Source organism: Thalassobellus citreus, assembly GCF_044385915.1.
Classification (GTDB): domain Bacteria; phylum Bacteroidota; class Bacteroidia; order Flavobacteriales; family Flavobacteriaceae; genus Thalassobellus; species Thalassobellus citreus.
In genome coordinates, this window is the sequence record NZ_JBISCC010000122.1 from 85,115 (window position 1) to 97,436 (window position 12,322).

Sequence of the window (12,322 nt, forward strand, 5' to 3'; positions counted from 1 at the left end):
ATAATTATGGATTTGCAACAGTTTCATTACGATAATAAAATCGTTACCAAGTTTCTTTACGCCACAATAATTTTTGGTGTAGTAGGAATGGCTGTAGGTTTACTATTAGCTTTTATGTTCCTATTTCCAAATTTAACCGACGGTATTTCGTGGTTAAGTTTTGGCCGTTTAAGACCACTTCATACCAATGCCGTTATTTTTGCTTTTGTTGGAAACGCTATGTTTGCTGGAGTTTACTATTCGCTTCAGCGTTTATTAAAAACACGTATGGCTAGCGACCTATTAAGTAACATTAATTTCTGGGGTTGGCAACTTATTATTGTATCGGCAGCTATTACGCTTCCATTAGGTATTACAACTTCAAAAGAATATGCCGAATTAGAATGGCCAATTGATATTGCCATTGCACTTATTTGGGTTGTTTTTGGTATAAATATGATATGGACTATTTTAAAACGTAGACAACGCCACTTATATGTTGCAATTTGGTTTTACATTGCCACATTTGTAACTGTTGCTGTACTTCATATTTTTAACAGTTTAGAATTACCTGTTAGCGCATTAAAAAGTTACTCTGTGTATGCCGGTGTACAAGATGCCTTAGTACAATGGTGGTACGGACACAATGCCGTAGCATTCTTTTTAACAACACCGTTTTTAGGTTTAATGTATTACTTTGTTCCTAAAGCAGCTAACAGACCTGTATATTCATATAGATTATCTATTGTTCACTTTTGGTCGTTAATCTTTCTATACATTTGGGCTGGACCTCATCACTTATTATACACAGCTTTACCAGAATGGGCTCAAAATTTAGGAGTTGCATTTTCTGTGATGCTTTTAATGCCTTCTTGGGGTGGTATGATAAACGGATTATTAACACTTCGTGGTGCTTGGGATAAAGTTAGAACAGATCCTGTTTTAAAATTCATGGTTGTAGCTATTACCGGTTACGGTATGGCAACTTTTGAAGGACCAACATTATCGCTTAAAAATGTTAATGCGATTGCTCACTTTACCGACTGGATTATTGCTCACGTTCACGTAGGAGCCTTAGCATGGAATGGTTTTATGGCATTTGGTATTATTTACTACCTAATCCCTAAATTATTTAAAACAAAATTATATTCTTTAGGATTAGCCAATTTACACTTTTGGCTAGGTACTTTAGGTATTATAATGTATGCGTTACCAATGTATGTTGCTGGGTTTACACAAGCAAGTATGTGGAAACAATTTAATCCAGATGGATCATTAACATATGGTAACTTTTTAGAAACTGTTACTGAAATTATCCCTATGTATTGGATGCGTGCTATTGGTGGCTCATTATACATTATAGGTATGCTAATATTAGTGGTTAATGTTATAGCAACTGTTAGAAACGGTAGCAAAGTAGAAGATGAATTAGCCGAAGCACCTGCTCTTGAGCGTGTAACTAAAAAGCGTACTTCAAGCGAAGGTTGGCACACTTGGTTAGAACGTAGACCAATACAATTAACAATTTTAGCAACTGTAGCTATTTTAATTGGAGGTATTGTACAAATTATACCAACCATTATGGTAAAATCTAACATACCAACTATAGCCAGTGTAAAACCATATACACCTTTAGAGTTAGAAGGTCGCGATATCTACATACGTGAAGGCTGTGTAGGCTGTCATTCACAAATGATTCGTCCTTTTAGAAGTGAGGTAGAACGCTATGGCGAATACTCTAAAGCTGGCGAATATGTTTACGATCATCCATTCCTATGGGGAAGTAAACGTACTGGTCCAGACTTACATAGAATAGGATCTAAATATTCAGACAACTGGCACTTTAACCATATGTACGATCCACAAAGTACTTCATCTGGTTCAATCATGCCTCGTTACCCTTGGTTAATTAAAAATGAATTAGACAAGTCGCAAATTGAAGCAAAAATGAAAACAATGGTAAGTTTAGGTGTTCCTTATTCTGAAGAAGAGATTGCTAATGCACAAGCTGATATGTTAGCTCAAGGAACAAAAATTGAAGAAAACCTATATACTGATCCAGACTTTGTAAAAACCTATGAAGAAGATAAAAAATATGCTGCCGAAAGTGGGGAATCTTTTGTTGAAATGAAAAACAGAGAAATAGTAGCAGTTATTGCCTATTTACAACGTTTAGGTACCGATATTAAAGTAGACATATCACAAAACTAACCATAAAATTATAACTATGTTAAAATTTGCAAAAAACTATATGGAGAGTATTACGGGTATAGAAATTTACCCAATAATTTCTCTTCTCATCTTTTTCACATTTTTTGTAGTACTCTTTTTATGGGTATCTACTGCAAAAAAAGACTATATAAAAACTGTAAGTAACATTCCTTTAGACAACCAAAACGACGATATATTATGAGAAATTTAATCCCATCTTGGATTCGTGTTCCTGTAGCATTTTTTGTTATTTTCGGAGCCGTAGAATTCTTTATAGATTCTGGAGAAAAACCTGCCTTTATTGAATACCCTGTAGTATTACTATTTTTATTTTTAGTATTACTTATATTAATTGCTATTGAAGCCATAATTGGTGCATTAGAAAATGTAATGCTTCATAAATTAGATGAAGAAGCTAAAGCACGATTTTTAGCAGAAAAAAATAAGTCGTTTAAATTTACATGGTTATCAAATATCTACAAAAAGCTTGCAGGTGTTGATAAACCAATAGAAGAAGAACACGAAATTATTTTAGACCATAACTATGACGGCATTAAAGAGTTAGACAACAACTTACCTCCATGGTGGATCTATTCTTTCTATATTTCAATTATTTTTGCAGCAGTATACTTATTACGATTCCATGTATTTGAAGGCGAAAATCAATTTGATGAATTAGAGACGGAATTAGCTGATGCAAGAATAGCTATTGATGAATACAAAAAAACAGCCAAAAACTTAGTAGATGTTAATACTGTTACCGTACTAACTGAAGCTTCAGACCTAAGTGCAGGGAAAAAGACTTTTGAAACCAACTGTGTTGCTTGTCATATGGCAGACGGTGGTGGTGGTATTGGTCCAAATTTAACCGATAAGCACTGGATTTTAGGCGGAGACATTAAGCATATTTTCAAAACGATTTCTGAAGGAGGTCGTTCAGGAAAAGGTATGATTGCCTGGAAACAACAACTAAAACCGCTAGAAATGGCACAAGTAGCAAGTTATGTTTTAACATTTCAAGGTACTACACCAGCAAATCCTAAAGAGCCACAAGGCGATCTTTGGGTTGATGAAAATGCAGAAACAAATTCTGCAGAAATAAGCACCACAGAATCAGATTCGTTAACTGTTACCAACTAACAACACTAGTGTTTAGAATCAAGAATTAACACGATTAATAGCAAATACTTAAAGTTAATTCTTGGTTCTTTTTTTACCCAAACAAAATGAAAACACCAGAAAACGAAACATTTAGAGACTCCATTGGAACCATAACAGAAGATGGTAAACGTGCTTGGGTTTTTCCAAAAAAACCAAGTGGAAAATTCTACAAGTATAGGAAATGGGTTAGCTATGGTTTATTAGCATTTTTATTCTTATCGCCATTTATAAAAATAAATGGCAATCAGTTTTTAATGTTCAACGTTTTAGAGCGTCGTTTTAATATTTTTGGATTTCCGTTTTGGCCACAAGATTTTCATTTGTTTGTCATTTCAATGATAATTGGGGTGGTTTTCATTACCCTTTTTACTGTTGCTTTTGGTAGAATTTTTTGCGGATGGATTTGTCCTCAAACCATTTTTATGGAAATGGTTTTTAGACGTATTGAGTATTGGATTGAAGGAGACAGAGGGAAACAAATTAGACTATCTAAACAACCATGGAATGCAGAAAAAATTAGAAAGAAAGGATTAAAACTTGTTATCTTTCTTATTATTTCATTCATTATTGCTAATATATTTTTGGCTTACTTAATTGGAAGCGATAAACTCATTCAATACATTACAGATGGTCCTTTTAGCCATGTAAGCAACCTTATTTCCTTACTTATTTTTACGGCTATTTTTTATTTTGTTTTTGCTTGGTTTAGAGAACAAGTTTGTGTTATTGCTTGTCCTTACGGACGTTTACAAGGCGTGTTATTAGACAACAAATCTATTATTGTTGCTTACGACCATAAACGAGGAGAAGGTGAAAATGGCAGAAAAAAAATCAAGAAAAATGAAGATAGAGAAACTTTAGGACATGGAGACTGTATTGATTGTGCTCAATGTGTAAGTGTTTGTCCTACAGGTATTGATATTAGAAATGGCACACAATTAGAATGTGTAAACTGTACCGCTTGTATTGATGAATGCGACAGCATTATGGAAAGCGTTAATTTACCAAAAGGTTTAATTAGATATGCTAGCGAAGACAATATTGAGAAAAAATCCACCTTTAAATTAACCCCTAGGCTAAAAGGTTACATTGCTGTACTTGCTATTTTAATTGGTATATTAATTGGTATGTTATTTTTAAGAAATGATGTTGAAGCCAATGTTTTAAGGTTACCAGGTCAGTTATACGAGCATAAAGACAATAACATTATTAGTAATGTGTTTACCTACAAACTAGTTAATAAAACAACTAAAGAGATAGATCATGTTAGTTTAAAACTACTATCTCATAAAGGTACATTAAAATTGGTTTCTACTAGCGATGAGTTTGTAGTACCAAGTCAAGGTATTGCCAAAGGGACTTTATTTATAGAAATAAATAATTCGGCATTATCTGGCGATAGAAATAAAATTAAAATTGGTGTTTACCAGAACGATAAACTTATTGAAACTACTACGGCTAATTTTTTAGGACCTAGAAGTTACAGATAAATATATTGCTACGGTTAAAACATAAGATAACAAATAGGTACATTAGGGATTGAGGCATTGTTGAAGCTCCTTGCAGAGAGCGACTGCCGAAATATTTATATTCATGAGTTCATTAATTTAAAATAATTAACCACGAATAAAGCCCGATGGGAAATGCTAAAAAAATAGAAACTATGAAAATTAATTGGGGTACTGGAATTGTAATTGCATTTGTAGTGTTTATAAGCTTTATCTTGTATTTTATCATTCCCATGAATATGGATAAAAAATACAATCATGATTTAGTAAGTGAAAATTATTACGCCGATGAGCTAGCTTATCAAAACGACATTAACAAGCTTACAAATGCGAATAATTTAAACCAAAAAATCACTTACAAAAGATCTGACGAAGGACTGATTATTAATTTCCCCAACGACATAGACTATAAAAAAATTAAAGGAAAAGTGTTCCTATATAGACCATCTAACAAACAGTTAGATTTTGATACTGCTATTTCATTATCTAAACCTTATTTGCTCATACCTGACAATCGTTTGGTAGATGGTCGATGGAACATTAAAATAGACTGGCAATTAAACAACCAATCTTATTTATTCAAAGAAACAATAAATTATTAACATGCTAATTTCAGCATTTGTTTTAGGGCTATTAGGAAGCTTTCACTGCATTGGCATGTGTGGCCCTATTGCCTTTATGTTACCTGTTGATAGAACAAATGCTTACAAAAAGATATCTCAAATAACTATTTACCATATTGGTAGACTACTGGCTTACAGTATTATTGGTTTAATTTTTGGACTTATTGGAAAGAGTCTTAATATCTTTGGATTCCAACAACAACTATCTATAGCCATTGGTGTTTTAATGATACTTGTTGTTTTACTACCTCAACAAACCTTCAATAAATATAATTTCTCTAAACCTATTTACAAACTTATAAGCAAAGTAAAATCGGCTTTAGGACAAGCTTTAAAAAGAAAAACAGCAGACACATTTCTAACCATTGGATTTCTTAATGGTTTTCTGCCCTGTGGATTAGTTTACATGGCTGTTTTTGCTGCAATTGCTGGAGGTAATGCTATAAATGGAAGTTTATACATGACTGTTTTTGGTTTAGGCACCATACCTTTAATGACCTCAGCTATTTATTTAAGTAATTTTTTAAAAGGCAGTGTTAGACAAAAAATACAAAAGGCCATTCCTGTTTTTGTAATACTAATTGGGGCATTATTTATTCTTCGTGGCTTAGGTCTTGGTATTCCTTACATATCCCCTGCTCTAACAAATGACACTGTTACTAGTAGCATTAATTGCCACTAGAAAGAAACACCCTTTTTCAACATAATTACATCATTATTTTTTTTAAGAAATATTAATTATTTCATAAAAACATATTTTTATTTTCAATATTAATAGTATTACTATTATATTTGCGTAAATATGTTTTAAATATGAATACATTACTATCTAATTTAAAAATTACAGTACCTGAAAAAATATACATTAAAGATCCGGAATCTTCTGCTTTAGGTAAGCGCATCATAGAACAAAGTATTATCTTAATTGATGATATTGGTTTTGATAGCTTTACTTTTAAAAAACTAGGTGTTTTAATTAAATCTAACGAAAGTTCTATTTATCGATATTTTGAAAGCAAACATAAATTACTAGTATATTTAACATCTTGGTATTGGAGTTGGATTGAATATCAACTTGTTTTTGAAACTCATAACACTTCTGATAAAACAGAAAAACTAAAACGCGCCATAGAAATTGTATCTAGAACGATTAAAGAAGATAGCAACTACTCGCATATAAATGAAATTGTATTAAATAGAATTATAATTAATGAAAACTCTAAATCTTTTTTAACAAAAGAAGTAGACAACGAAAATAAAGAAGGTTATTTTTTAGCCTATAAACGCATTATTTATCGCTTACGTGATATGATTACTGAAGTAAATCCTAAATATAAATTTGCTTCAAGTTTAGCTAGTACAATTATAGAAGGTAGTTTACACCAACACTTTTTAAAAGATCATTTTATATCAATTACAGATTGTAAAGACAACATAACACCTACAGATTTTTATATTCATTTAGTATTAAACGCCCTAAAATAACTTCTATGGAAAAACAAATAATGTCTCCTTGGCAACGCTTAATTGGCTTATTACAATTAGAAAAAAAAGATATTTTTCAAGTTTTTTATTACGCTATATTTTCTGGAATAGTAGCTTTATCGCTTCCTCTAGGTATACAAGCCATAATAAATTTAATTCAAGGCGCTCAAATATCAACATCATGGATTGTTTTAGTTGTTTTAGTAACCTTAGGTGTTGCTTTTTCTGGTGCTTTACAACTAATGCAGTTACGCATTATTGAAACCATACAGCAACGTATTTTTATGCGTTCATCATTTGAATTAAGCTACCGCTTCCCTAAAATTAAAATGTCTGAATTGCGTAATTACTACCCGCCAGAATTAGCAAATCGCTTTTTCGATACTTTAACTATTCAAAAAGGATTATCAAAAATATTGATTGATGTCCCAACAGCTATTTTGCAAATATTATTTGCTCTTATTTTGTTATCTTTTTACCATCCATTTTTTATTCTGTTTGGTGTTTTACTATTAGTTTTAATATTTATAGTATTTAAGTTTACTGCAAAAAAAGGCTTAGAAACCAGCTTAAAAGAATCTAAAAACAAGTATAAAGTAGCCCATTGGATTCAAGAAATTGCAAGAACTGTTATTAGCTTCAAACTTTCTGGAAGCACCAATTTAGGTGTAAATAAAAACGATGTTTTAGTAAACGATTACTTAAAAGCAAGAGAAAGTCATTTTAAAATATTAATCATTCAATTTATTCAAATGATTAGTTTTAAAGTTATTGTAACTGCTAGTTTACTACTAATTGGAGGAGCGCTTGTACTAAATCAAGAAATGAATATTGGTCAGTTTGTAGCTGCCGAAATCATTATTTTATTAGTAATTGCCTCTGTTGAGAAATTAATTTTAGGTTTAGAATCGTTTTATGACGTATTAACATCTATTGAAAAATTAGGACAAGTAGCAGATAAAGAACTAGAAACACAAGACGGAGAAAACCCAACTTTTAATGACAATGTAAACATTGAACTAAACAACGTTTCTTATAGAGTACCAAACAGAGATTTAAAAATAGTTAACAATGTTTCTTTAAATATTTCTTCAAAAAGTAGAATTTTAATTCTGGGGGAAAGTGGTTCTGGAAAATCATCATTATTAAGACTTATAGCAGGTATAAACGAACCAACAACAGGTAACATTTATATTAACAACTTACCTATAGGTAGTATTACTTTAAACCATTACAGATCGCAAATGGGTTTATCTTTAACAGAAGAAACGCCTTTTGAAGGCTCTATTAAAGAAAACTTAACCTTTGGAAACCAAACCATAACAGATGATGAAATTTTTGATGTCATGGAAAAAATTGGGTTAATGGAATTTATAAAAGAACAGCCAAAAGGCTTACACACTATTTTATATCCAGATGGTAAACAAATGTCACATACGGTTTCTAAAAAACTAATACTTGCTAGAGCTATTTTAAAAAAACCAAGTGTTTTAATTTTAGAAGATGCATTAGATCGCTTTAACCCAAAAGAAACAAATGCCATAACCAACTATTTAACACATAAAGATAGACCATGGGCATTAATAGTTGTTAGTGGGAGTAGTCGTTGGAAAACAAAATGCAACCAAATTATTGAATTAGATAAAGGTTCTATAAAAAACGTAAACCATGCTTAATATATCTCACAATACATTAAATAACAAAGTCGATTTAAAAAGCTTTAAATCTGCCAAAAACATATTTAATAAAAACTATTACAAACGTTTTAATCAGTTTTTATTAGTTCTAGCTATTATTGGTTTCATTGTACTTTTTTTACCGTGGACTCAAAATATTACTGGTCAAGGTTTAGTAACTACGTTAAAACCAAATCAACGACCACAGACATTACAATCTCAAATTCCTGGACGCATTGAAACTTGGTATGTTCAAGAAGGTGATTACGTAAATAAAGGTGATACCATCTTAAGAATTTCAGAAATAAAAAGTGATTATTTTGATGATAAATTAGTTGAAAGAACAAATACACAAATAGAAGCAAAATCATCATCAGTTGGAGCTTATGAAGGCAAAGTACAAGCTTTAAAAAGGCAAGTTTCTGCTTTACAAAGCGAGCAAAAACTAAAGATGCAACAAACGCAAAACAAACTATTACAATCGCGTTTAAAAGTAAAAAGTGATAGCATCGATTTAGAAGCTGCTAAAACCAATATTAGCATTGCCGAACGTCAATTTAATCGTATTCAAACCCTACAAAAAGAAGGCTTAAAAGCTGTAAAAGATGTAGAAGAAAAACGCTTAAAACTTCAAGCTACTCAGGCAAAACTTATTTCGCAAGAAAACAAATATTTAGCTAGTAAAAATGAGATTCTAAATGCACAAATAGAGTTATCTAGAATTACAGCTCAATATGCCGATAAAATATCGAAAGCACAAAGCGATATGTATACAGCACAATCTAGTGGCTTTGACGCCCAAGCACAAGTTACTAAACTTGAAAATGCTTATACAAATTACAAAATGCGAAACAATTTACTATATGTAACGGCACCACAAAATGGTTATATAAATAAAGTATTAACAGGTGGTATTGGGGTTACCTTTAAAGAAGGAGAAGCTCTTGTTGGCATTATGCCTGCTCAATATGATTTAGCGGTTGAAACCTATGTAAAACCAATAGATTTACCTCTTTTACACAAAGGCGAACAAGTTCGTGTTCAGTTTGATGGTTGGCCAGCAATAGTATTTAGCGGATGGCCTAATGTTTCGTACGGAACCTACGGCGCCAAAGTAGTCGCTATTGAACGATTTATTAGCGACAACGGAAAATACCGAGTATTATTAGCTCCAGATGAAACAGACCATGAATGGCCAGAAGCTATTCGTATTGGTTCTGGTGCAAAAACCATTGCACTACTTGAAGACGTGCCTATTTGGTTTGAGTTATGGAGGCAAATTAATAGCTTTCCTCCTAATTACTACCAACCAAAAAACAACAGTAAAAAAGCCTCAAAAAAAGATAAAAAATGAAAAACTATATAGCAAGCCTATTTTTGTTTATAAGTAGTTTACTTTCTGCTCAAGACAGCTTATCTGTTATTAGTCTGTCAGAATACTTAGGGTATGTAAAATCTTTTCACCCTATTGTAAAACAAGCTAACTTAATTATAAGTGAAAGCGAAGCGAAGCGTATGAAAGCTCGTGGCGCTTTTGATCCTAAACTAGAAGTTGATTATGGCAGAAAAAAGTTTAAAAATACCGAGTATTACGACAAATTAAACGCATCATTTAAAATACCTACTTGGTATGGCGTGGAATTAAAAGGAAATTTTGAAGAAAACTCGGGTTATTATTTAAATCCAGAAGCTACGCTTCCTGAAGATGGTCTTTATAGCGTTGGGGTTTCTGTTTCTGTCGCAAAAGGTTTACTTATAAACAAACGTATGGCTATGCTTAAACAAGCTAAAATGTTTGTAAATCAAGCGAAAGCAGACAGACAACTACTGGTAAATAACATTTTATACAATGCCACACTTACTTATTTTAATTGGTTAAAAACCTATAATGAAAAACGTGTATATGAAGATTTTTTAACCAATGCTGAAATGCGATTTAATGGCATAAAACGAAGTTATGAAACTGGAGACAAACCTGCTATTGACACTTTAGAAGCACGTATAGCTCTTAACAACAGAAAACTAAATTTAGAGAAATCGAATATTAAATTTATAAAATCATCTTTAGAATTATCAAATTATTTGTGGTTAAATGAAAATACACCTATTGAAATTAAAGAAGGTATAACTCCAGATATAAATACATTTGAAACTATTGATGCTGTTTTAAACACATCGATTATAGATATCGAAAGTACTGACTTAGATAATCATCCGAAATTAAAATCGTTAGATTATAAATTTCAAAGTTTAAATATTGAAAAACGTTTAAAACTGAATAATCTTTTACCTAAAATAGATTTACAATATAATTTTTTATCACAAACGCCAGAAATTGCTAGATCGTTCAGTACATCGGCTTATAAAAGTGGCGTCAACATTAGCTTTCCTTTGTTTTTAAGAAAAGAACGCGCCGATTTAAAATTAGCTAAATTAAAACTACAGAATACTAAATTTGAAATTCAATCGACAAAAGTAACTTTGAAAAATAAAATCAGTGCAATAAATCAAGAACTAGCATCTTTTTCTTTACAAAACAACTATACCTCTGTTATTGTTAATGATTATAAAAAAATGCTAACAGCAGAAGAACGCAAGTTTTTCTTAGGAGAAAGCTCTTTGTTTTTAGTAAACTCAAGAGAATCAAAACTTATTGACGCTAAGCTTAAAGCCATTTCTCTTGAAAATGACTTCTTTAAAACAAAGGCTAACTTATTTAATGTACTAGCTGTATCTATACTATAAAAAAAGAAGCTTAATTAAGAACAAGCTCCTTTTTTAAAATTAGTATGTCGACTACAAATATTAAATCTTAAAGGTTATAACCGGTAGTGTTGCATGATTAGCCACATCTTCACCCACACTGCCTTCAAAAAAATGTGCCAATCCTTTTTTACCATGAGTAGGTATTGCAATAATATCTGCTCCTATTTTATTTGAAAAACTCAAAATACCGTCTTCAACAGTATAATCAGATACATAATGCACATCTTGCATACGTTCTAAATTACCTTCGGCTTTTGTAAAAAAGTTAACAACACGTCTTTCAATTTCTAAAGAACTTTTAAATCTATCATTAGGAAGGTTGACGTATACAAAGTACATTTTAGAACCTATTTTACTAAACATATTAACAGCATTAATATATGGCTTAATACATTCTTCTGAAAAATCGCAAGCAAACGTAACTACTTCAAAATTAATTTGATTCACTTTATTCTTAATAACTAAAACAGGAATCTCTGCATTTCTTACTACACGTTCTGTGTTAGAACCTACAAAAATATCTTTAACCCCATTTGATCCATGAGACCCCATTATAATAAGATCTGCTCCATGTTTTTTAGCAACATCATTAACCTCACTAAAAACTTTAAAATGTTTAATAATAGGTATTACTTTAATATCTTTTAAATATTCCTTTTCAAGAAATTTCTCGAATTTTTGCTCAGATAAGGTTATAAAAAAAGCGACCTTTTCATTTTGAAGCCCTTCAGAAGCTGTATATACTAAATCAGACATTTCTAACATGTGAAGCGCTAAAATCTCTGCATCATACTTTTTAGCTAATTTAGCTGCTGTTTCTAAAGCATATTCTGAATATTCAGAAAAATCGATGGGTACAATAATTTTTTGCATAATATTTGATTTTAGTTTCCCACATTAATGAGAATGAAAT

11 protein-coding genes are annotated in these 12,322 nt (G+C 31.3%); 10 read left to right on the forward strand and 1 reads right to left on the reverse strand.

Annotated features, from left to right (window positions below):
* Nucleotides 1–6 precede the first annotated feature (6 nt).
* The 10 genes from ccoN to ACH5TX_RS07895 all read left to right on the forward strand — a co-directional run bounded on the left by ccoN (nucleotide 7) and on the right by ACH5TX_RS07895 (nucleotide 11,388).
* Nucleotides 7–2,190, forward strand: a complete 2,184-nt coding sequence (gene ccoN, locus ACH5TX_RS07850; RefSeq protein ID WP_439338978.1) for a cytochrome-c oxidase, cbb3-type subunit I — start codon at nucleotides 7–9, stop codon at nucleotides 2,188–2,190.
* Between the two features lie 16 nt (nucleotides 2,191–2,206).
* On the forward strand, nucleotides 2,207–2,392 hold the full coding sequence (locus tag ACH5TX_RS07855; RefSeq protein WP_439338979.1) for a CcoQ/FixQ family Cbb3-type cytochrome c oxidase assembly chaperone: 186 nt from the start codon (nucleotides 2,207–2,209) through the stop codon (nucleotides 2,390–2,392).
* Nucleotides 2,389–3,330, forward strand: a complete 942-nt coding sequence (locus tag ACH5TX_RS07860) for a cbb3-type cytochrome c oxidase N-terminal domain-containing protein (protein ID WP_439338980.1) — start codon at nucleotides 2,389–2,391, stop codon at nucleotides 3,328–3,330. Before ACH5TX_RS07855 ends, ACH5TX_RS07860 begins: the two co-directional genes overlap by 4 nt.
* A gap of 86 nt (nucleotides 3,331–3,416) precedes the next feature.
* Complete coding sequence (ccoG, locus tag ACH5TX_RS07865; RefSeq protein ID WP_439338981.1) at nucleotides 3,417–4,841, forward strand: cytochrome c oxidase accessory protein CcoG; 1,425 nt, start codon at nucleotides 3,417–3,419, stop codon at nucleotides 4,839–4,841.
* A 173-nt stretch (nucleotides 4,842–5,014) separates the two neighbouring features.
* A complete protein-coding gene (locus ACH5TX_RS07870; RefSeq protein ID WP_439338982.1) occupies nucleotides 5,015–5,461 on the forward strand; it encodes a FixH family protein in 447 nt (148 codons plus the stop codon).
* A gap of 1 nt (nucleotide 5,462) precedes the next feature.
* Nucleotides 5,463–6,164, forward strand: a complete 702-nt coding sequence (locus ACH5TX_RS07875) for a sulfite exporter TauE/SafE family protein (RefSeq protein WP_439338983.1) — start codon at nucleotides 5,463–5,465, stop codon at nucleotides 6,162–6,164.
* A 131-nt stretch (nucleotides 6,165–6,295) separates the two neighbouring features.
* Complete coding sequence (locus ACH5TX_RS07880) at nucleotides 6,296–6,967, forward strand: TetR/AcrR family transcriptional regulator (protein WP_439338984.1); 672 nt, start codon at nucleotides 6,296–6,298, stop codon at nucleotides 6,965–6,967.
* A 5-nt stretch (nucleotides 6,968–6,972) separates the two neighbouring features.
* Nucleotides 6,973–8,643 carry a peptidase domain-containing ABC transporter gene (locus ACH5TX_RS07885; protein WP_439338985.1) on the forward strand — a complete coding sequence of 557 codons (1,671 nt, stop codon included), beginning with the start codon at nucleotides 6,973–6,975 and terminating at the stop codon, nucleotides 8,641–8,643.
* Nucleotides 8,636–9,997, forward strand: a complete 1,362-nt coding sequence (locus ACH5TX_RS07890) for an HlyD family secretion protein (protein ID WP_439338986.1) — start codon at nucleotides 8,636–8,638, stop codon at nucleotides 9,995–9,997. The genes ACH5TX_RS07885 and ACH5TX_RS07890 overlap by 8 nt, the downstream gene beginning before the upstream one ends.
* Nucleotides 9,994–11,388: a TolC family protein gene (locus ACH5TX_RS07895; protein ID WP_439338987.1), complete on the forward strand. Its 1,395-nt coding sequence runs from the start codon at nucleotides 9,994–9,996 to the stop codon at nucleotides 11,386–11,388. Before ACH5TX_RS07890 ends, ACH5TX_RS07895 begins: the two co-directional genes overlap by 4 nt.
* A 60-nt stretch (nucleotides 11,389–11,448) precedes the next feature.
* On the opposite strand, the gene ACH5TX_RS07900 is transcribed toward ACH5TX_RS07895, so the two are convergent.
* Nucleotides 11,449–12,282, reverse strand: coding sequence for a universal stress protein (locus tag ACH5TX_RS07900; protein ID WP_439338988.1), 834 nt, complete (start codon nucleotides 12,280–12,282; stop codon nucleotides 11,449–11,451).
* Nucleotides 12,283–12,322: the final 40 nt, after the last annotated feature.

Coding starts and splice junctions, on each gene's coding strand:
- ccoN (WP_439338978.1), top strand. CDS start 7: ATGGATTTGCAACAGTTTCATTACGATAATAAAATCGTTACCAAGTTT.
- ACH5TX_RS07855 (WP_439338979.1), top strand. CDS start 2,207: ATGTTAAAATTTGCAAAAAACTATATGGAGAGTATTACGGGTATAGAA.
- ACH5TX_RS07860 (WP_439338980.1), top strand. CDS start 2,389: ATGAGAAATTTAATCCCATCTTGGATTCGTGTTCCTGTAGCATTTTTT.
- ccoG (WP_439338981.1), top strand. CDS start 3,417: ATGAAAACACCAGAAAACGAAACATTTAGAGACTCCATTGGAACCATA.
- ACH5TX_RS07870 (WP_439338982.1), top strand. CDS start 5,015: ATGAAAATTAATTGGGGTACTGGAATTGTAATTGCATTTGTAGTGTTT.
- ACH5TX_RS07875 (WP_439338983.1), top strand. CDS start 5,463: ATGCTAATTTCAGCATTTGTTTTAGGGCTATTAGGAAGCTTTCACTGC.
- ACH5TX_RS07880 (WP_439338984.1), top strand. CDS start 6,296: ATGAATACATTACTATCTAATTTAAAAATTACAGTACCTGAAAAAATA.
- ACH5TX_RS07885 (WP_439338985.1), top strand. CDS start 6,973: ATGGAAAAACAAATAATGTCTCCTTGGCAACGCTTAATTGGCTTATTA.
- ACH5TX_RS07890 (WP_439338986.1), top strand. CDS start 8,636: ATGCTTAATATATCTCACAATACATTAAATAACAAAGTCGATTTAAAA.
- ACH5TX_RS07895 (WP_439338987.1), top strand. CDS start 9,994: ATGAAAAACTATATAGCAAGCCTATTTTTGTTTATAAGTAGTTTACTT.
- ACH5TX_RS07900 (WP_439338988.1), bottom strand. CDS start 12,282: ATGCAAAAAATTATTGTACCCATCGATTTTTCTGAATATTCAGAATAT.